At 65.8% G+C, this 20,131-nt stretch carries 17 protein-coding genes and 3 tRNA genes; 9 read left to right on the plus strand and 11 right to left on the minus strand.

Annotation, left to right across the window (positions count from 1 at the left end; all coding sequences use genetic code 11):
- Positions 1-5: 5 nt before the first annotated feature.
- Genes recJ through BDW41_RS04450 form a run of 3 tightly spaced genes read right to left on the minus strand, consistent with a single transcriptional unit; the run spans position 6 to position 4,550 of the window.
- Positions 6-1,757 carry a single-stranded-DNA-specific exonuclease RecJ gene (gene recJ / locus BDW41_RS04440; protein ID WP_074546830.1) on the minus strand — a complete coding sequence of 584 codons (1,752 nt, stop codon included), beginning with the start codon at positions 1,755-1,757 and terminating at the stop codon, positions 6-8.
- Positions 1,718-2,638 carry a phosphoglycerate mutase gene (locus BDW41_RS04445; protein WP_074546831.1) on the minus strand — a complete coding sequence of 307 codons (921 nt, stop codon included), beginning with the start codon at positions 2,636-2,638 and terminating at the stop codon, positions 1,718-1,720. Before BDW41_RS04445 ends, recJ begins: the two co-directional genes overlap by 40 nt.
- Positions 2,639-2,642: 4 nt before the next feature.
- Entirely contained in the window at positions 2,643-4,550 is a 1,908-nt protein-coding gene (locus tag BDW41_RS04450; RefSeq protein ID WP_074546832.1) for an ATP-binding cassette domain-containing protein, read from the minus strand.
- A 193-nt stretch (positions 4,551-4,743) separates the two neighbouring features.
- On the opposite strand from BDW41_RS04450, the gene BDW41_RS04455 reads away from it, so the two are divergent.
- From BDW41_RS04455 to BDW41_RS04470, 4 genes are all read left to right on the plus strand, one after another.
- Positions 4,744-5,061: a hypothetical protein gene (locus BDW41_RS04455; protein WP_074546986.1), complete on the plus strand. Its 318-nt coding sequence runs from the start codon at positions 4,744-4,746 to the stop codon at positions 5,059-5,061.
- A gap of 197 nt (positions 5,062-5,258) precedes the next feature.
- Positions 5,259-6,293, plus strand: a complete 1,035-nt coding sequence (locus BDW41_RS04460; RefSeq protein ID WP_074546833.1) for an agmatine deiminase family protein — start codon at positions 5,259-5,261, stop codon at positions 6,291-6,293.
- A gap of 131 nt (positions 6,294-6,424) precedes the next feature.
- Entirely contained in the window at positions 6,425-7,315 is an 891-nt protein-coding gene (locus BDW41_RS04465) for a carbon-nitrogen hydrolase (protein WP_074546834.1), read from the plus strand.
- A gap of 76 nt (positions 7,316-7,391) precedes the next feature.
- Positions 7,392-8,624: a TraB/GumN family protein gene (locus tag BDW41_RS04470; protein ID WP_074546835.1), complete on the plus strand. Its 1,233-nt coding sequence runs from the start codon at positions 7,392-7,394 to the stop codon at positions 8,622-8,624.
- A gap of 173 nt (positions 8,625-8,797) precedes the next feature.
- Here the strand turns inward: BDW41_RS04470 and BDW41_RS04475 are convergent, their stop codons facing one another.
- Positions 8,798-9,958 (minus strand): glycoside hydrolase family 18 protein, encoded by a 1,161-nt coding sequence (locus BDW41_RS04475; protein WP_074546836.1) that lies wholly within the window; start codon positions 9,956-9,958, stop codon positions 8,798-8,800.
- A gap of 180 nt (positions 9,959-10,138) precedes the next feature.
- On the opposite strand from BDW41_RS04475, the gene BDW41_RS04480 reads away from it, so the two are divergent.
- Together BDW41_RS04480 and BDW41_RS04485 are read left to right on the plus strand one after the other, a co-directional pair.
- Complete coding sequence (locus BDW41_RS04480) at positions 10,139-10,462, plus strand: cytochrome c (RefSeq protein ID WP_026033861.1); 324 nt, start codon at positions 10,139-10,141, stop codon at positions 10,460-10,462.
- A gap of 18 nt (positions 10,463-10,480) precedes the next feature.
- Positions 10,481-10,834 (plus strand): cytochrome c, encoded by a 354-nt coding sequence (locus BDW41_RS04485; protein WP_074546837.1) that lies wholly within the window; start codon positions 10,481-10,483, stop codon positions 10,832-10,834.
- A 72-nt stretch (positions 10,835-10,906) separates the two neighbouring features.
- Here BDW41_RS04485 and BDW41_RS04490 read toward each other — a convergent pair whose 3' ends face one another.
- Complete coding sequence (locus tag BDW41_RS04490) at positions 10,907-11,515, minus strand: NfuA family Fe-S biogenesis protein (RefSeq protein ID WP_074546838.1); 609 nt, start codon at positions 11,513-11,515, stop codon at positions 10,907-10,909.
- Between the two features lie 138 nt (positions 11,516-11,653).
- Between BDW41_RS04490 and BDW41_RS04495 the strand changes: the two genes are divergently transcribed.
- On the plus strand, positions 11,654-11,995 hold the full coding sequence (locus BDW41_RS04495; protein ID WP_074546839.1) for a 4a-hydroxytetrahydrobiopterin dehydratase: 342 nt from the start codon (positions 11,654-11,656) through the stop codon (positions 11,993-11,995).
- Positions 11,992-13,527, plus strand: coding sequence for a CPBP family glutamic-type intramembrane protease (locus BDW41_RS04500; RefSeq protein WP_074546840.1), 1,536 nt, complete (start codon positions 11,992-11,994; stop codon positions 13,525-13,527). Before BDW41_RS04495 ends, BDW41_RS04500 begins: the two co-directional genes overlap by 4 nt.
- Here BDW41_RS04500 and BDW41_RS04505 read toward each other — a convergent pair.
- On the minus strand, positions 13,495-14,508 hold the full coding sequence (locus tag BDW41_RS04505) for an RluA family pseudouridine synthase (protein WP_074546841.1): 1,014 nt from the start codon (positions 14,506-14,508) through the stop codon (positions 13,495-13,497). The two genes, BDW41_RS04500 and BDW41_RS04505, sit on opposite strands and share 33 nt — an antisense overlap.
- A gap of 344 nt (positions 14,509-14,852) precedes the next feature.
- Here BDW41_RS04505 and BDW41_RS04510 point away from each other — a divergent pair, with 344 nt between their 5' ends.
- Positions 14,853-17,996, plus strand: a complete 3,144-nt coding sequence (locus BDW41_RS04510) for an Rne/Rng family ribonuclease (RefSeq protein WP_074546842.1) — start codon at positions 14,853-14,855, stop codon at positions 17,994-17,996.
- Between the two features lie 340 nt (positions 17,997-18,336).
- On the opposite strand, the gene BDW41_RS04515 is transcribed toward BDW41_RS04510, so the two are convergent.
- The 5 genes from BDW41_RS04515 to BDW41_RS04530 form a co-directional block, all read right to left on the minus strand.
- Complete coding sequence (locus BDW41_RS04515; RefSeq protein ID WP_074546843.1) at positions 18,337-19,005, minus strand: response regulator; 669 nt, start codon at positions 19,003-19,005, stop codon at positions 18,337-18,339.
- A 151-nt stretch (positions 19,006-19,156) separates the two neighbouring features.
- Positions 19,157-19,402 (minus strand): hypothetical protein, encoded by a 246-nt coding sequence (locus tag BDW41_RS22925; RefSeq protein ID WP_146217301.1) that lies wholly within the window; start codon positions 19,400-19,402, stop codon positions 19,157-19,159.
- 25 nt (positions 19,403-19,427) lie between these two features.
- Positions 19,428-19,514 (minus strand) — tRNA-Leu (locus BDW41_RS04520).
- Between the two features lie 156 nt (positions 19,515-19,670).
- Positions 19,671-19,744, minus strand: a tRNA-Cys gene (locus tag BDW41_RS04525).
- Between the two features lie 84 nt (positions 19,745-19,828).
- Positions 19,829-19,904: transfer RNA gene (locus BDW41_RS04530), tRNA-Gly, on the minus strand.
- Positions 19,905-20,131 lie beyond the last annotated feature (227 nt).

A 20,131-nucleotide genomic window follows, 5' to 3' on the forward strand; every position in this document is an offset into this window, starting at 1 on the left:
AGCGCTCAAACCGGTTCCATGTAGCGCAGCAGCAGTCGCGCGCTTTCGCGTCCCTGCCAGTCGTTGATGACCAGCTCGTATGCCGCGCGCAGCACGGACGGCGGCGGCGTGCCTTCATAGGCGTTGAACATCACCGCATCATGCACCGAGCCGTCGCGCGGATCGCGCAGGCTCAGTCGCAGGTGCCGCTCGCCCATCACGCGCCAGCTGGCGCACTCGAACAGGTTGTCGAACACGGGCTCCGGAAAGGCCTGCCCCCACGGCCCCGCCGCGCGCAGCTGGCGCGCCAGCTCCAGCGTCGCCGCACCCGGCGGCAGTTCGCCATCCGTATGCTGCACCGCCTGCAGATGGTCATCGTCAAGCCATTCGCGCGCGATGGCGTCGAAGGCTTGCGCAAAGCGCGGATAGTCCTCCGTCTTGAGGCTAAGCCCTGCCGCCATGGCGTGTCCGCCGAAACGCGCGATCAGGCCGGGATGGCGGGCGTCGATCATGGCCAGCGCATCGCGGATATGGAACCCGGCAATGGATCGTGCGGAACCCCGCAGTTCATCCGGCAGATCCTCGCTGGCCGGCGCAAAGGCGATCACCGGGCGATGCAGCCGCTCTTTCAGCTTCGATGCCACCAGCCCGACCACGCCGGCGTGCCAACTGGGCTCGAACAAGGCGACGCCGACAGCATCGATATCGGCCGCGCGCGACACCATCACCTCGGCCTCGGCCACCATGGCCGCCTGCAATTCGCGGCGTTCCTGGTTGATCGAGCTGAGGAGTTCCGCATATCTGCGCGCCTGCACCACGTCGTCCGTCAGCAGGCACTCCACGCCGATGCGCATGTCTTCAAGGCGCCCGGCGGCATTGAGGCGCGGCCCGATCGCAAAGCCCAGGTCACTGGCGCACAAGGTCGCCGCGCTGCGTTGGCTGGCTTCCACCAACGCCATGACGCCCGCGTGGCCGCGCCCGCTGCGCACCCGGCGCATACCCGCTTCCACCAGCACGCGGTTGTTGAAGTCGAGCGGCACCAGGTCGGCCACCGTGCCCACGGCCACCAGGTCGAGCAGCACGGACAGATCCGGCTCGCTGCCAGAGGCGAAAGCGCCCAGCTCGCGCAATGACGCACGCAATGCCAGCAGCAGATAGAACATCACGCCCACGCCGGCCAGCGCCTTGCTGGGAAACGTGTCGCCGCCCAGGTTGGGATTTACCATGGCGTCGGCAGCGGGCAGCTGTTCGCCTGGCAGATGGTGGTCCGTGACGATGACGCGGATGCCGCGTGCCTGCGCGGCGGCTACGCCGGCGATGCTGGCCACGCCGTTGTCCACGGTGATGATCAGCTGCGGTGCCGGCTGCAGGGATTCCACCAGCGCTGGGCTAAGACCATAGCCATGCACGAACCGGTTCGGCACCGCGTAATCGACGCGTCGCGCGCCCAGCATGCGCAGCCCGCGCACGGCGACGGCCGTGCCGGTCGCGCCATCGCAGTCGTAGTCGCCCGCGATCAGGATGGACCAGTCGTCACGGATCGCTTCCGACAAAAGCGCGACGGCCTTATCGAGCCCGCCCAGTTGCTGCGGCGACAATAGGCGCGCCAGCCGATACTCGGCATCGTCGGGAGTAAGCACGCCGCGCGCCGCGAACACCTGCTGAAGCACCGGATGGACGTCCAAACCCCAACCCGAAGGGGCGCCCTGCGCCGCGCGCCGTCGAAGACTAACCTTCTTCACGCGCCACTCCCGCGCCAGAAGCGCAGCCGATGCCATGGGCGATGCAGCCAGCGCTCACCACTGGCGAAGCTGAGCTGCAGAGCATGCTTTTTCGCCAGTGCGACGAGAACGTCCGCCCATTGCGTGGCGATATCGTCCACGGGCAGATCCTGCAGATCGACCAGCGTTCCCGGCGTCGCGGCGGATACCGACGCTTTCGTGCGTGGCGTGCAGGAAACACGCGCCTGCTTCGCCAGCGCGGCCAGCAACAGATCGTCGCCAATCACCTGGGTGAGCGTGGCACTCACGGAACCCGGCAAGACACCGCCACCCCATAGCCACAGGTGGTTCACCGGCGGCAGGCCGCGGGCGCGGCGCTCTTCATTGAGTGGATGCTGATGCAGCATCACCTGCACGTCGTTGAGCAGGATGCGCCAGGGACGCCCTTGCTCGCCTTGCGGCAGGTGGTAGTAGAGATCCTCGCCCAGCGCCTGCTCGGGCGCGGCGAAATCGGGGATGTCCATACCGGCGGACAAACGCACGTGCCAGTGATCGGGCGACGACACCCGCAGCGCCATGCCGGCTTCGTCGAACAAGGGATTCAACGCGTCGGCAAGCCGCTGCGCATCGTCGTCGGACAACTGCATCTGCCCGTAGGCGAGCAGGCGCGCACCGTTGAGATCGGGCTGCACCCACGCGGGATCGGCGCACAACCACGCATCCGTCCCGGCATCGCCGGCGATCAACTTCCTGGTCAACGCCCCCGCCGGCAACGGATTGGACAAGCCAAAACGCGACGCCAGACCTTCCATATAGCCACGCGCGCCGCCGGCCAGCGGATCGGCTTTGCGCAGCAGGCTCCGCAGCGGATGGTTCGGCGCGAACCTCGCGAGGTGGGGCAGCCAGATATCGATCACGCGGCGGGCCGGATCGTCCATGCGCTCATGCCTCCAGCTTTTCGTAGAGTTCGAGCCATTCGCCCTCCAACGTTTCCTTCTCACGGCGAAGCTCGGCCTGCCGCTGCCCCAGTCGCATCATCTCGGCCGTGGGGCCATTGTAGGTTTCCGGGTCCGCCAGCTTGGTATCGAGCGCGGCGAGTTCGCCTTCGAGCGTGGCGATGCGTGTCTCCAGTTTCTTCACGCGCTGGCGTGCCGCCTTGTCGTTCTCGCGTTCGGCGGCCGTGCGCTGGCGGCGCTCTTCCGGTGTTTCCACGCGTTCGACCGGCTTGGCGGTTTCCTTTTTCTTGGCTTTCTTGGCCTCCGAGCCGCGACTGCGCAACCAGCGCGCATAGTCGTCGAGGTCGCCATCGAACGGTTCCACGCTGCCGTCGGCCACGCGCCAGAAGCTGTCGCTCACCATGCCGAGCAGATGGCGATCGTGCGAAACCAGCACCAACGCGCCATCGAATTCGGCAAGCGCATCGGCCAGCGCTTCGCGCATGTCCAGATCGAGGTGGTTGGTCGGTTCGTCGAGCAGCAGCAGGTTGGGTTTGTCCCAGGCGATCAGCGCCAGTGCGAGTCGCGCGCGTTCGCCGCCGGAGAACCCATCGACCGATTCGAAGGCGCGATCGCCGGCGAAATTCCACGAGCCCAGGAAATCGCGCAGCGCCTGCGCGGCCACGCCCGGCGCCTTGTCCTGCAGGTGATCGAACGGCGAGGCGCCTTCGCGCAGGCTTTCCACCGTATGCTGGGCGAAGTAGCCGATCTTCAGGTCCTTGTGCGCCTTGCGCTCACCTGCGAGCGGCGGCAACTCGCCGACCAGCGTCTTCACCAGCGTGGATTTACCCGCGCCATTGGGACCGAGCAGGCCGATGCGTTCGCCCGCTTCCAGGCGGAAACGCACGTTGCGCAGGATGGTGGCGGGCGCCACGCCATGCTCGCCGGGATAACCGGCATCCACGTCCTCCATCTGCAGCATGGAATCGGGCAGGCGATCGGGCACCGCGAACTGGAAGCGGAACGGGCGCTCCAGGCGCACGGCTTCGGTCCCGGCCAGTTTCTCCAGCCGCTTGACGCGTGACTGCGCCTGCTTGGCCTTGCTGGCCTTGGCCTTGAAGCGATCGACGAACGATTGCAGGTGCGCACGCTCGGCCTGTTCGCGTTCATGCGCGATCTGCTGCTGGCGCAACTGTTCCGCGCGCAGACGCTCGAACGCGCTGTAGTTGCCGGTGTAAAGCTTGCCGGTGCCATCGTTGAGGTGCAGCGTGTGGGTGATCACGCCGTCGAGGAACTCGCGGTCGTGCGAGATCACCAGCAAGGTGCCCTGGTAGCGGCGCAGCCATTCTTCCAGCCACAGCACGGCATCCAGGTCGAGATGGTTGGTCGGCTCGTCGAGCAGCAGCAGGTCCGAGGGCGCCATCAGCGCGCGCGCCAGGTTCAGGCGCACGCGCCAGCCGCCGGAGAACTCCTTGACGGGCGTCTCGTGCGTTTCCGGCGCGAAACCCAGGCCATGCAGCAGCCGGCCGGCGCGCGCACGCGCGTCGTAACCATGCAGCTCCTCGATGCGGTGATGCGCGCGCGCCATCGCCTCGGTGTCGCCGCGTGCCTGCGCATCCAGTTCGTCCCGCAGCGCCTTGGCCAGTTCCTCGTCGCCGCCCATGACGTATTCGATGGCGGGATCCGGCAAGGCGGGCGTCTCCTGCGCCACCGAGGCCAGGCGGATCTTCGCCGGCATGTCCAGGTCGCCGGCATCGGCTTCCACCTGGCCCTGCAGGGCGGCGAACAGGCTGGACTTGCCGCAACCGTTGCGCCCCACCACGCCGAGCCGCCACCCGGTCTGGATCACCAGGTCGACGTCGGAAAGCAGCAGCCGGCTGCCGCGGCGGAGAGCGAAATGGCGAAACGAAATCATGAGGGCACGTCATCCGGACCGGGCGTCCTGCCGCCCGAAGCCGCCCATGATAACGGCCCGAATGCCCACGGCGTCGCAATCGCCGCAGATTCGCGTGGATTAGCCCGAACAGTTCTGCTACAACGACGCCGCAACGCCTTGTGCGGAGAGGGGAACCGTGAACAAGTTCGGAATCAGCAAGTCCAGCATCTGCCTGTCCATTGCCCTGCTGGCCACCGCCGGCTTCGGCGCGCCCGCCGTTGCGCATGCGGAGAGCCTGCTCGTCAACCGCGTGCAGCAGGAAAAGTCGATGGACCTGCCCTCCCGCGGCATGAGCATGGCGGAGGTCGAGAAAAAGTACGGCGCCCCGCAGCGCAAGCTCGCGCCTCGCGGCGGCGACAGCGCCAAGCATCCGGTGATCAACCGCTGGGATTACTCCAATTTCATCGTCTATTTCGAGAAGAGCCACGTGATCCACGCCGTGCTCAACACGCCGGCCGGCAACAACACCAATCCCGCCTCCGCCAACTGATCGGCCTGAGCCTTGCACGCGGCTCGTGGAGACACGGGCCGCGTTGTCGTTTCCGGGCATGACATCCGCGAAGCGCCCCTACACAGACTCTTACGTCGCATCGTTTACACTCTGCGCCCTCCACCGTCCCTGCTCGGGATGCCCTGACCCGCTCAGTGGCCCCCAGGGTCGCCGCCCCCGCAAGAGAAACGTTCACGATGAATGACCATAGCCTTCGCCTTCCGGCGGAATGGGAGCCGCAGTCGGCCGTGCTGATCGCCTGGCCGCACGCTGGCACCGACTGGGCCGACCGCCTGGCCGATGTGGAAACCACCTATGTGGCGCTGGCCGCCGCGGTCACGCGCTTCCAGTCGCTGATCATCGTGGTGGGCGACAATACGCTGCGCCTGCGCGTGCAGGCCCTGCTGACCGGCGAGGGCGTCGATCTGTCCAAGGTACGTTTCGTGGAGCTGCCTTACGACGATACGTGGCTGCGCGATTCCGGCCCGATCACGCTGAAGGCCGATGACGGCGCTTTCCAGCTCACCGATTTCCGCTTCACCGGATGGGGCGGCAAGTTCGGCGCCGAGCAGGACGACGCACTCATCGCCGGCCTCGTGCAGGAAGGCGTGTTCGGCAAGGCCCTGCACAAGCGCATCGACTGGGCACTCGAGGGCGGCGGCATCGAAAGCGACGGCGTGGGCACCGTGCTCACCACCTGGCGCTGCCTGACCCAGCGCCATCCCGAGCAGTCGCGCGAACAGATGACCGAGATCCTGAGCGACAGCCTGCACGCCAGGCGTGTGCTGTGGCTCGACTACGGCTACCTGGAAGGCGACGACACCGACGCGCACATCGACACGCTGGCGCGCTTCGCCCCGGGCGAGCGCATCGTGTACCAGGCCTGCGACGACGCCAGCGACCCGCACCACGACGAGCTCAAGCGCATGGGCGAGGAACTCGCCGCGCTACGCACGCCCGAGGGCAAGCCGTACACGCTATATCCCCTGCCCTGGGCCAAGCCGATCATCGACGAGGGCCGCCGCCTGGCCGCGTCCTATGCCAACTACCTGATCGTCAACGGCGCCGTGCTGGTGCCCGCCTATGGCGACGTGGCCGATGACGAGGCCGCCCGCATCATCGGCGAGGCCCATCCGGGCCGCGAGATCGTGCAGGTGCCCTGCCGCCCGCTGATCTGGCAGAACGGCAGCCTGCACTGCATCACCATGCAACTTCCCGCGGGCATCGTCTGAACGCAGCCGGTGAAAACCGGCGCGGCATGCTCCATATATGAACCGCCGGCCGGCCCCGAACGGGGCCGGCTTCGTCGTATCCGTTAAACTGGGCGGCCTGCTTCCCCGACAGCCCCTACCGAGACCCGCCGATGACCCGCAAGACCCTCAAAGTCGCCCTGCTGCAGGAAACCGACCGCGGCAGCCGCGATGCCAATCTCGACGCTATTGAGGCAGGCCTGCGCGAAGCCGCGTCCAAGGGCGTGGAACTGGTGCTGCTGCAGGAGCTGCATAACGGCCCCTACTTCTGCCAGCGCGAGTCGGTGGATGAGTTCGATCTGGCCGAGACCATCCCGGGCCACAGCACGGCGCGCATCGGCAAGCTGGCCGGGGAACTGAAGCTGGTGGTGGTCGCATCGCTGTTCGAGAAGCGCGCGACGGGCCTCTACCACAACACCGCCGTGGTGTTCGACCGCTCGGCCGCCATCGCGGGCAAGTACCGCAAGATGCACATCCCCGACGACCCGGCCTTCTACGAGAAGTTCTACTTCACGCCGGGCGACCTGGGTTTCGATCCCATCGACACCTCAGTGGGCCGCCTCGGCGTGCTGGTGTGCTGGGACCAGTGGTATCCGGAAGCCGCCCGCCTGATGGCGCTGGCCGGCGCGGACCTGCTGCTCTATCCCACCGCCATCGGCTGGGACCCGCAGGACGACCAGGCCGAAAAGGATCGCCAGCGCGAGGCATGGGTGACCGTGCAGCGCGGCCACGCCGTGGCCAACGGCCTGCCGCTGCTGTCGTGCAACCGCACGGGTTTCGAGGCCGACAAGGCGGGCGTCACCAACGGCATCCAGTTCTGGGGCACCAGCTTCGTGGCTGGGCCGCAGGGCGAGTTCCTGGCGCAGGCCGGCACGGACCAGCGCGAACTGCTGATCGTGGACGTGGACATGGCGCGCAGCGAACACGTGCGCCGCATCTGGCCGTTCCTGCGCGACCGCCGCATCGACGCCTACGGCGACCTGCTCAAGCGCTTCCGCGACTGAACAGTCGCCGCGCGCGACTTGCATCACACCGGCACCATCCCCACGCAGTCCTTAGCCTAAGCGACGCCGACCACGCATGAGCCAGACCGATATCGCCGATTCCCTGCCGCCGGTGCTGCGCGACCAGCCCATCGAGCGCGTCACGCGCGACGGCGTGGAATACGTGGTGCTGGGCACCGCGCACGTATCGCGCGCCAGCGTCGAAGCAGTGCAGGCCCTGCTTGCGCACGAAAGCTTCGACGCCGTCGCGGTGGAGCTGTGCGACAGCCGCGCGCAGGGCATGCGCGATCCGGATGCGTTCAAGCAGATGGACCTGTTCCAGGTGATCCGCCAGGGCAAGGCGGGCATGGTGGCGGCGAGCCTGGTGCTTTCCTCGTTCCAGAAGCGCCTGGCCGAGCAGTACGGCATCGAGCCTGGCGCGGAAATGAAAGCGGGCATGGAAGGCGCCGAGCAGCGCCATCTTCCCGTGTGGCTGGTGGATCGCGAAGTCGGCACCACCTTGCGCCGCGCCTGGCACAGCGTGGGATTCTGGCAGCGCTTCGGCCTCATGGGCGGCTTGATCGCCAGCGTGTTCGAGCGCCAGGACATCGAAGAGTCCGAGATCGAAAAGCTCAAGCAAGGCGACATGCTGGAGAGCGCCTTCAGCGAGTTCGCCACCAACTCGGCGCCGCTCTATCGCGCGCTGATCGCCGAGCGCGACGCCTATATGGCGGCCCGCCTGCGCGAACAGGCGACCCAGTCGGGCTTCGGCGAAGGCCGCCGCGTACTCGTGGTGATCGGCGCGGGACACCTCAAGGGCCTGTGCGAACAGTTGCGCACACAACAGGGCGACCCTGCCGCAGAAGCGGCCACGCTGGCCGCCGCGCCACCGAAATCACGCTGGCCCAAATGGATCGCGATCGGCCTGGTGCTGGCGGTGTTCGCCGCCATCGGCTTCGCCTTCCATCGCAACGCGGCGCTGGGCACCGCCGCGCTGCGCGACTGGGTGCTCTATACCGGCGGCTTCTCGGCCATCGGCGCCATCATCGCCGGCGCGCATCCGTTGAGCGTGATCGCCGCCTTCATTGCCGGACCGATCAAACCCTTCCGCCCCGGCATTCCCTCTGGCGGCATCAGCGCGATGGTGGAAGCATGGGTGCGCCGCCCACGCGTGGCCGATTTCGAAACGCTGCGCGACGACATCGGCCACTGGCGCGGCTGGTGGCGCAATCGCGTCGCCCGCACGCTGCTCAACTTCTTCCTTGTCTGCCTTGGCACGATCATCGGCGAGTACACCGCCGGGATTCATATCTTCAAGAGCTTGTTCTGAGTTCGGCGTCAAAGTTCTGCGCCATTTCACGTGACCTCACCGTCATCCCCGCGAAAGCGGGGATCCAGTGACTTTAGGCTCGCGTAACGCCGCATAAAAGGCGCTGGATCCCCGCTTTCGCGGGGATGACGGTGAGGCTCGATCCGACGCAAGCCGGTTTTGAGGCAACAAGATCAGTGCGACCGCAACGACTGATCCAGCACGCCCAGCAATTCCTCGTTGCGATCCAGGCTGTGCTCCCAATACATCACGCCACCCAGGCCCTTCGCCTTGACGAAGGCCGCCTTCGCACGCAGCGACTCGGGGTCTTCGTAACTCACGAAGGTGTGCGTCTGCGCATTCCACAGGTAAGGCGCCGCTGCCTTGGCATCCCAATGGCGCACGTAGCCGTTCTTGCCGATGTAGCTCGCCACCAGCTCGTCCCATGAGGGCGCGCCCGCGAACTTGGTGTACTTCTGCTGCAGGCCATCGTGCGCGGGATCGGCGCCGGTGAACGCGCGCCCATAGAACGCCACGCCAAGGTTGAGTTTTTTGGCGGGCACGCCCGCGGCGAGGAACTGCGCCACGGCCTTGTCGCCCGCGCGATCGTCCGCGGGCGCGACAGCGGACAGATGCAGCCCGGCGTGGTGTCCCGTCGTCGGCGTCAGGCTGTTGTGGAAGTCATACGTCATCAGGTTGAACCAGTCGAGCGAATGCGACACGCGCTCCAGCTCGATGCCCGCAACGAATTCGCTGTCAGCGGCGGCGATGGTCAGCAGGTAATGGCGGCTGCCATGTGCGACGCCGATCTTGTCGAGACGGGCGCGCAGCGTTTCCAGCAGCAGGCTGAAGTTGCGCTTGTCCTCGGGTCGATGGCTGATGCCGGGACCTGGCAAGGTCGGGTATTCCCAGTCGAGGTCCACGCCATCCACGTCGTACTTTTCGATGAACGCGGCCACGCTGTCGGCCATGCGCTGACGCGTGGCCTCGGTGAGGGCGACGTCCGAGAAGTAGTCCGCGCCCCAGCCACCGATGGACACGATGATCTTGAGGTTGGGATTGAGCTTGCGCAGCCCGGTGAGGGTGGCAAGCGTCTGGCCTGCCGTGGGGCTGGGAAACACCACGTCACCCTTGGGCTCGAGTTTGGCAAATGCGTAATTGATCACGTCGAGCTTGTCCGCGCTCACGTGGGGCAAGGGCTGGGTGTCTCCCACGTAACCGACGATGCGGTAATCTGCCGCAGGGGTCGCCGCCCTCGCCTCGCCCGCCTGCCACGCGATGCCGAACACCATCGCCACCAACGCCGCAACCTTCAGGACGCGTCGATTCCCGGCCTTTTCAAGCATCTTTCGCATGCATTGCCCCTTGCATTGGGTTTGGCGCGCCGGGCCTCCGTGCGCGCATCCTTCCGGCCACTGTGGCATCCATCGATGATGCAAATCAGTGGCTTGCGACATGTTGTCCGTTCGTGAACGCTACGACTATACTGCCGCGACATTCACCATGTACCAGCCGGAATCGTGGGGACGATCCTGATGACTCGAGTGCAACTGCTTGGCCTGACCGTGGCCGCAGCTCTCTTCGCCACTGCCAGCGTGCATGCCGAGGGTGACAAAGCTGCCGGACGCAAGTTGATCTACACGTGCAATGGTTGCCATGGCGTACCGGGTTACGCCAACGCTTATCCGAACTACCCCGTGCCGCGCATCGCCGGCCAGAACGAGCAGTACATCGTCAACGCGCTGCACGAGTACAAGGCGGGCGAGCGCAAGCATCCGACGATGATGGCCCAGGCGCAGAGTCTGTCCGACCAGGACATCCAGGACGTCGCCGCCTACCTCTCCAGCCTCGCCAAGTAAGCCAAGGACCCGACCCGCATGAAACGTGCACTGACCCTGCTTTCATTCGGCGCCGTCCTGGCGTTCGCTTCCACCCAGCTGCTGGCCGCGGGCAACATCGAGAACGGCAAGCAGAAGGCCGCCGCGTGCTTCGCCTGCCATGGCGCCGACGGCAATGCGGTCGATCCGCAGTACCCGCGCCTGGCCGGCCAGTACAACATGTACATCCAGCAGGCGCTCAACGAGTACAAGAGCGGCCAGCGCGACAACGCCATCATGAAGGGCTTCGTCGCGACGCTGTCGGACCAGGACATCCAGGACGTCGCCGCCTACTTCTCCAGCCTGCCGACCAAGCTGGACACCCTGCAAGGCCACATCCAGGGCGACAAGTAAGCGCCGCCATCGGCAAGAAAAAAGGCCCGCGCGATGCGGGCCTTTTCTTTTGGACGTCCAGACGGCGAGCGCTCAACCCAGCGCGGACTGCCCTTCCTTCTTGCTGTAGTACGGGTTGCTGCCGCCGCTGTGGTCGGTGGCGTCGCGCACGGCGGTGATCTCCGGCACGCGTTCGCGCAGCGTTTTTTCCACGCCATGCTTGAGCGTGACATCCACCATGCCGCAGCCGTGGCAACCGCCGCCGAACTGCAGGACGACCACGCCATCGGCATCCACTTCGAGCAGGCTCACGCGTCCGCCGTGCGAGGCAATCTTCGGATTCACTTCGGCTTCCAGCACGTAACGCACGCGCTCGATCAGGCCGGCCTCCGCACCCGGGATCTCTCCCTTGATGCGCGGCGCGCGGATATTGAGCTGGCCGCCCGTGGCGTTCGGCTCGAAATCGATGCTGGCGCCTTCCAGCCAAGGCGCGCTGTCGCCATCGACGTTGAAATCGAAACCATCGCAGACGATGGTCCACTCCTGCCCGGTCAGTTCATCCGGCTCGGCAAACTCCAGCTCGCAATTGGCGGCCGCCGTGCCGGGCGAGGTCACGCGCAGGCGGATGCTCAGGCCCTCGATGCCCTGCTGGGAGAGCAGGCGAAGGAAGTGCTTCTGCGCGCGTTCTGAAATATCGATCATGTCCACTCCAGCGAAAACTCCGGCACCGCCGGCAATACAGCACCATTTTAGTCCTATTTTGATCGCGCTGCCTGGCTTTGACTTTTGCGCGCTTAGCTTCGACGCTTCGCACCTTTCCTTTGTCACGGACGTTTCGCCATGAACCTCAGCCAACTCGCCAGCCAGCACTGCACGCCGCGCAAGGGCAAGGAACACGCGCTCGACGACGCCAGGCTCAAGGAACTGCTGGCCGCGCTGCCCGGCTGGAAGGTCACCGACGACGGCAAGGCCATCGTCAAGGACTTCAGCTTCCCCGACTTCCACCACACGCTCGGCTTCATCAATGCGGTGGGCTTCATGGCCAATCAAGAGGACCACCACCCGGATCTCGAAGCTGGCTACGGCCACTGCCAGGTGCTGTGGTCCACGCACGACGTGGGCGGCCTGTCGATGAACGACATCATCTGCGCCGCACGCGTCGACGCCCTGCTCGCGCGTTGAGCTATCCACGCACCACGCCTCGCCTGCTTCCTGCCGCGGGCTTTCTCGCGGTGGTCGCGGTCCTGTCGTGGTGCCTGGCGGCCTTGTCCGGCTGGGTCACGCGTGGCCAGTTGCTCCATGAGGCCAGCAACCAGGTTGCGCTGCTCCGGGAACAGGCCCCGCTTTGGCAATGGACACTGCGGCGGCCTTCCGACCTGGTGGCCGGTCGCGTGTTCGGCACCGCGACGCTGGTCGCATCGCCCCTTGGACTGGAAATCACCAGCCGCGGCGGCACGCCGTTCGAGCTTGGCCTGCCGTTGGCGAACCCGGTGGACCTGGCGCATTGGCCGCTGCTTCGGCTGGACCTGCGTAGCGATCATGGCGGCTCGCTGGGCCTGATCTATCAATCGCAGCCGTCCGCGGCACCTTGCTCGGCCGATCACGCGGCGGCGATACCGACGGGTGCCGCGCAGGCGGTTATCGACCTGCGGACCTTGGCGTGGCGATCCGGTGCTGGGCAGGCCTGTCCGCCGCCCGCCGTGGTGGCCTACATGCTCCGGCTACGCGTGACGCTGCCCGCCGGCAGCGCGCTGACCGTCCGTAACGCAGCGTTGACATCCGCCCAGCCGTTATCCCTCCCTGGCGCATTTGATCGGCAGGCCGCCGACATCAGGCTGACGGGCTCAGAAGCGACTGGCATCTGGATACCGCCGTCGAAAACACCGGCCAACCCGCAGGCGCCACTGGTGCGCCTTCCCAAAGGCGCCTCCGCGGAAAACATGCTGCTGCTGCGTGACCGCGTTCGCCAGCACTGGCCTGCCGCGATCATTCTTCCCTTCGACCAGCCGCTGCCGAACGGCCTGGCGACGCGCATGCCGATTTGGCTCGACGCGGGAGTCTGCGGCATCTACCTGGTGTGGCTGGGCTGGCTGGCCGCGCGCCAGCGTCCTGGCATGATCCGCCCATGGACGGAGGTCGCCGCCATTGCCGCGGGGCCGCTCTGGTTGATCGCCGGCCTGCGCTGGGGGCCCGAGCCCTCCCTGCCGGGGATCACCGCCTTCCTCGCTGCGCTGGTCTATGGCGGCCAGAGCGAATGGCGGCGGCGCCCGGTCGAATGGGGCTGGTGGGGGCGGCGAGTGTCCGACTGGCTCTATCCACTCGTCCCACTGCCGGTGGCAGCGGCGTTGACGCTGGCCGATGGCCATCACCTGATCCACCTGGATGGCCGCCATGTCCTGGCCTATCTCGGCTGGGCACTGCTGCAGCAATGGGCCATGCTCGCCCTGGTGATGGGGCGGCTGGAGCGCACCGGGCTCTCCCGGGCGGCCGTGATCCTGGTTACCGCCACGCTGTTTGCACTGCTCCATACGCCCAACGGGGCGCTCATGCAGCTGTGCCTGCTGGCGGAGCTATGGTGGGCGTGGAGCTTCATGCGCTCGCCGCGGCTGCTGCCTATTGCCCTGGCCCATGCCGCCAGCGCCCTGCTGATGGAGAGCGGCCTTACCGGCCACCTCCTGCGCTCACTCGAAGTCAGCGCGCGCTTCTTCCTGTAGCCGGTCCCACAGGCGCTTGATCTTGTTGCCCTTGACGGCCAGGGCGTCGAGGAACTGCTTGAGATCGTCGGGCAGTTCCGCCGAAAAGCTATAGGAGCGCCCGTCCAGGTCGAAGCTCATGTGCGAGGCGTGCAGGAACAGGCGGTTCAGGCCAAGGTCCTTGAAGGCCTTGTTCATGTCCTTGTTGCCGTACTTGGGGTCGCCCGCCAGCGGATGGCCGATATGGGCGGCATGCACGCGGATCTGATGCGTGCGGCCGGTGCCCAGCGTCGCCTGCATCAGGCGGGCGCCCGGATAGTGCTCCATTTCCTGGAAAAACGTCAGCGACGGCTTGCCGTTGTCGGACACCCTGACCATGCGCTCGCCGCCCTGCAGCACCGACTTGAGCAGCGGCGCGTTGACGTTGAACTTGGCCTTGCCGGGGTGCCCGTCCATCAGGCAGAGGTACTGCTTGGTTACCGAACCCTCGCGGATCGCCGCCTGCAGGCCGGTCAGGCCGGCGCGGGTCTTGGCGAACACCAGCACGCCGCTGGTGTCCCGGTCCAGGCGGTGGACCAGTTCCAGATGTTCATTCGGCCGGGCCGCCCGCAGCAGCTCGATGGCTCCATGGCTCACCCCGCTGCCGCCATGGCTGGCGATGCCGGTGGGCTTGTCGATGGCGAGGAAGTGCTTGTCCTCGAAAATGATCGACTCAGTGATGGCTGAGACCATGCTAGCCGACGGCCCCTTCTCGGCTGCCTTTTCCGCCGTGCGCACCGGGGGAATGCGCAGCATGTCACCGGCCGCGAGACGGGTCTCGGGCTTGGCGCGCTTGCCGTTCACGCGCACCTGCCCGGTGCGCAGGATGCGGTAGATCATGCTCTTGGGCACCCCCTTGAGCAGGGTCATCAGGGCATTGTCGATGCGTTGACCGTCCCGCTCCGGGCCGATCTCGACTTGACGCACACCGTGAGGTGCGTCGGGGGAAGTTACCGTCTGCATTGAAAAAAACCTGACGAAATAGGATACTCGGCCGGCGTTTGATCCCGCCCTGCCGAAGTTCGGATGGAGTCGGGATGCCCATCCCGTGACGTCGGCGAGGATAGCGCCGGTCGCCTCTCTGGCAGCCGGTTGCTGCTCCCTTACATCGTAACGGTTCGGGTTGTCGTTTGTCCGGTTACCGAAGGTTTCCGGAGAACGATCGACGCAAGCCTAAGAATCATCCCGGCACCGAGAACGATGCCGTCATTTGCCGCTTAACCGCAGCGGCGCGATCCCCGGCAGGCCGCCGAAGCGACTGGCGCCACCGAGGCACGCGACGCGCGGCAAGCCGAGGAAAAATTACAATGAAACGTATGTTGATCAACGCAACTCAGCGTGAAGAGTTGCGTGTGGCCATTGTCGATGGCCAGACCCTTTACGATCTCGACATCGAAATCCCCTCCCGCGAACAGAAGAAGGCCAATATCTACAAGGGCCGCATCACCCGCGTGGAGCCTTCCCTTGAAGCCTGCTTCGTCGACTACGGCGCCGAACGCCACGGCTTCCTGCCGCTGAAGGAAATCGCCCGCGAGTACTTCACGCCGGGCCTGGACCCGAACAAGGCGAATATCCGCGACCTCATCAAGGAAGGCCACGAAGTGGTCGTTCAGGTCGAGAAGGAAGAGCGCGGCAACAAGGGCGCGGCGCTGACCACGTTCATCAGCCTCGCCGGCCGCTACATGGTGCTGATGCCGAACAACCCGAAGGCGGGTGGCGTCTCGCGTCGCATCGAAGGCGAAGACCGCCAGGCGCTGAAGGAAGCGCTGGAGCACCTCAAGGTTCCCGACGACGTCGGCCTCATCGTGCGCACCGCCGGCCTCGGCCGCGACGCCGAAGAGCTCCAGTGGGACCTCGATTACCTGCTGCAGCTGTGGAAGGCCATCTCCGGCGCCGCCCAGGCGCAGAAGGCGCCGTTCCTGATCTACCAGGAATCGAAGCTGTTCATCCGCGCCCTGCGCGACTACCTGCGCAACGACATCGGCGAGATCCTCATCGACGAGGAGTCGCTGTACAACGACGCGCGCGAGTTCATGCAGCAGGTGATGCCCAACGCCCTGCGCAAGCTCAAGATGTACCGCGACGACACCCCGCTGTTCTCGCGCTACCAGATCGAGACCCAGATCGAGAGCGCGTTCGACCGCCAGGTCCGCCTGCCCTCGGGCGGCTCCATCGTCATCGACCAGACCGAAGCCCTCACCGCCATCGACATCAACTCGTCGAAGGCCACCAAGGGCAGCGACATCGAAGAAACCGCGTTCAACACCAACCTGGAAGCGGCGGTGGAAATCGCCCGCCAGCTGCGCATCCGCGATGCCGGCGGCCTGATCGTGATCGACTTCATCGACATGGACAGCCCCAAGCATCAGCGCGAGGTGGAAGAGCGCCTCAAGGACGCCTTGAAGCTGGATCGCGCCCGCGTGCAGATCGGCCGCATCAGCCGCTTCGGCCTGCTGGAGATGTCCCGCCAGCGCCTGCGCCCCAGCCTGGGCGAAGCCACCCAGATCGTATGCCCGCGCTGCGAAGGCCACGGCCATGTGCGCGGCGTGGAATCGTTGTCGCTGTCCACCCTGCGACTGATCGAAGAGCACGCCATGAAGGACAACACCGGCCAGGTGCTGGTGCAGGCCCCGCCGAGCGTGGCCAACTTCATGCTCAACGAAAAGCGCGCCAGCGTGGTCGAGATCGAACTGCGCAACAAGGTGCACGTGGTCATCGTGGCGGACGACAAGCTTGAAACGCCGCACATCGAGATCCAGCGCATCCGCGAAGCGGACATGGGCGAGCACAGCAAGCCCAGCTACGAGCGCCTGACGGCGGTCGAGGCATCCCCGATTCCGAAGATGGGCCAGACCCTGGGCAGCGGCGAACAGCCGGCGGTCAGCGGAATCGTGCCGTCCTCGCCGGCGCCGGTCCGCGAGGAAAGCGCGTCCGCCCCCGCTCCCCAGCCCGTGGCCGCCCGTCAGCCCGCCGCCGCCCCCGCGCCGCGTGGCGGCGTGCTCTCGCGCCTGCTGGGCTGGTTCCGCGGCCCCGCTACCCCGGCGCCCGCGCCGAAGCCCGAACCCGCCCAGGCAAGCCGCAACCAGCAGCGCCGCGACGAGCGCGCCCGTCCGGCCCAGGGCACCCAGCAGCAAGGCAATCGCCAGCAACAGCAGCGCCGCGAACAGCCGCAGCAGGGCCAGCAGAAAGGCCAGCAGCAGGCCAAGGGCAACCGCCAGCAGCAACAGCGCCAGCCGCAGGCCCAGCAGCAGCCCAAGCAGGAACAGCGCCAGCCGCAGCCCAAGGCCGAGAACCCGCAGCAGGCGCAGAACGAGCGCAAGCAACAGCAGCGCCAGGAGCAGCAGCAACGCCAGCAGCGCCAGCCGCAGCAGGCGCAGTCTACTGCCCCGGCAGTAGTGGCAGCGGCCATCGCCGCCCCGGTGGCCGCATCCGTCCCCGCCGAGCGGCCGGAGCACGCGCCAGCACCCGAGGTGATCAAGGACACCGCCGTCATCGCAGAAAACGCCACCACGGAGATCGCATCCGCCGGTGCCGTTGATGCAGCCGCCGGTACGCCGGAAGCCGAGGGCAACCAGTCGCGTCGCCGCCGTGGCCGCCGCGGTGGCCGTCGCCGCCGTCGTCACGATGACGCCGCGCAGGCCGGCGCCCTGGCAGGCGAGTCCTCGGACTCGGCGCATCTCGATGATCTGGACGATGAAGATCGGAGCGAAGCAGCAGCGCCGGCTGCCATCCCGGTAGCCGCGGTCGCCACCGCTGTCGCCGTGTCCCAGGCGACGGAACAGGGTCAGGCCGCGCCGACGGTCGATGCTCCTGCCGCAACGATCGAAAAGGTCGTGCCCACTGCGCCGCAGACCGCGCCGATCCAGGCTCCCGAACAGGTGCTGAGCGCCGTGGCGCCGGCATCGTTCAACCTGCCGACGCTTCCGCCGATCCCGTCCGTCTCCGCAACGCAGGAGAACACGACTGAGCAGGTGCAGGCCGTCGCCGCGGTTGCCGAGCCCGTGCGCGAAACCCGTGCCGAGCAGGAACACCAACCTGCCCCGGTGGTTGCGACGCCTGTCGCCGACGTGACCGCACACACGTCGACCACCGACATTGCCGCCAGCGTCGTCCACGCACCGGAAGCCCCGGCGGTGATCGTTGAAGAAGTTAGCGCAGTCGAAGTGAGCACGACCGTCGACTTCCATGCGCCGGTGGACGTGTCGCCGAAGATCGAGCCGGCGACCGAGAAACTGGCCACCGCGCAGCCTGCCGACGCTACCGACAAGGTGACCGTGCATGTTGATTCGCCCACGGAACACGTTCCGACGATGGCTGCACAGCCAGCGCAGGGCGATCTGCTGGCTCATGCGGATCTGGCGCAGCAGCCTGCGGCCGAGCCGGCACACAGCGCTCCGGTAGACGAGGAAGGCACCGAGGAAGTGAAGAAGGACGCATCGTCACACGGCTGACGACGCGTTCCCCGCACAAAAAAACCGGACGACTGTCCGGTTTTTTTGTGTCTTCAGAAAATCTGCTTACACGCAGGTCGGGCTGCAGCACCATCACCCGATGGATGACTCGCCAGAATTCGTGGCAACGATAGTTCGCGCGACAGCCGCATTCTCAGATGCGACGAAGCGGCTCGGGTAGCCTGTCGTGACGCTGGAAGCTCTCGATGCCATCGACGTAGCTTCATCCTTGAAGCCGTCGCGGCGATGCAGGGCAAGGATAGAAAACGAACGAATGCCCGGGCGCTTCAACGAAGCGGCATCCGCTCCTTTCCTCGGGAATTCTGCCCGGATGCGCTCGTCACATACCCGGTACGTTGTTGCCCACCTGGTTGTTGTGGGTATCCAACAGGCCGTGAATGGTCATCAGATGGGCAAGGCTGATGATGTGATCCACCTGCAGCTTTTCCATCAGTCGCTGCTTATAGGTCGAGACCGTCTTGGGGCTCAGGTTGAGCTGCTCGCCGATGGTGGTCAGCGCCTTCCCGCGCACCAGCATCATGGCCACCTCGAGCTCGCGACTGGAAAGCGCGTCGAAGGGCGAGCCTTCGCCATCCAGTGTTGCCAAGGCCAGCTGCTGGGCCACTGCAGGGACCAGATAACGGCGCCCCAGCGCCACCTGGCGCACGGCGTCGAGCAGCTCTTCCGACGTGCATCCCTTGGTTAGGTAGCCCAGCGCGCCGGCGTCGAGCAGCCGCTTGGGAAAGCGTGCGTCATCGACCACGGTAACGATGATGATGTGGGTCGTCAGCTTGGAGCGGGATACGCGCTCGGTGAGTTCGATACCGCTCATGCCGGGCATATGCACGTCCACCAAGGCGATATCCGGCACCTTAGCGCGGATCAGCCTCAAACCTTCTTCGGCGGTACCCGCCTCACCGCAGATTTGAATATCCGGCTGTTGCTGCAGGATCATCCTGAAGCCCGTGCGCACCAGCTCGTGATCGTCAATCAGCACTACCTTGATCACCAGTCGCCCTCCTTGGGTGTGTTAAGCGAACATAGGCCGCCGCATGACGCAATGCAAGCACCTGAAGCACCTGAAAAACGCAGCAACAAAGCCCACCTACGAAGGCGAAAGGAATTGCCCTACAAGCCTTGCGACCGCGCTTCTGACAGCGCTATTCGGTGCCCGTTGACCAGTTGCGCAGCCCTGGCGCATCCAGATCGAAATCTTCGACGATCACCGTCATCACGCGTCCCTGATCGTCGGACCATTCCTGCTCGCCCAGGCGACGAGACACGCCGTAAATTAGTCCACCAGGTTCGATCCTGCGGTCGCCTTTGCAGTGGCCCACGACAAAGCCCTGCGGCAACTCGGCGGCGACGCGATCGTCATAAGGACCAAGAAATCTGATGCCACTCATGAGACACACCTGAAATGGTCTCGCGTGGTGCCCGGACCGGGAATCGAACCCGGATAACCTTTCGGTTGAGGGATTTTAAGTCCCTTGCGTCTACCAGTTTCGCCATCCGGGCCACTGCGAAAGGATGCGCATCCTAGCACGCGGCGGGTACGTCGCCTTGCGCACTCGCAACGCGATCCTGCGCTCCTCCGGAGCCGCAAAAAACCGCGATCTTCACGAAAACGAGGCATGAAAAAGGCGCCTTTCGGCGCCTAAGTCGTTGATGCAATGGAGGCCTGGGTCGGAATCGAACCGGCGTACACGGCTTTGCAGGCCGCTGCATGACCACTCTGCCACCAGGCCATTGCTCACGAATCGTAACCTGAAAACCGATTACCATCCGTTGAAAAAACAAAACCCCGGATTGCCGAGGTTTTGCTGAAAAACTGGAGCGGGAAACGAGACTCGAACTCGCGACCCCGACCTTGGCAAGGTCGTGCTCTACCAACTGAGCTATTCCCGCATCGGAGTCAGAAATAATAGCAGAACAAAGGCATTTGTGAAGAGCCCTGGAGGACTTTTTTCACATTCACAAACCGAGGTTCCCGGCGGGGCCTACGCGCATCGGAAAGCCCGCCCGAACCGCCGGATCGGCGCCGCATCCTGTGTCCGTCTCAAGCAACAGTCCGTTCGATTTGCATGGTCTGGTTTCCCCGCCACGCCGACTTATCTTGTGCGGCAGGCGCTACA

The organism is Dyella sp. AtDHG13, from assembly GCF_003201105.1.
In the GTDB taxonomy this organism is placed as follows: Bacteria; Pseudomonadota; Gammaproteobacteria; order Xanthomonadales; family Rhodanobacteraceae; genus Dyella; species Dyella jiangningensis_B.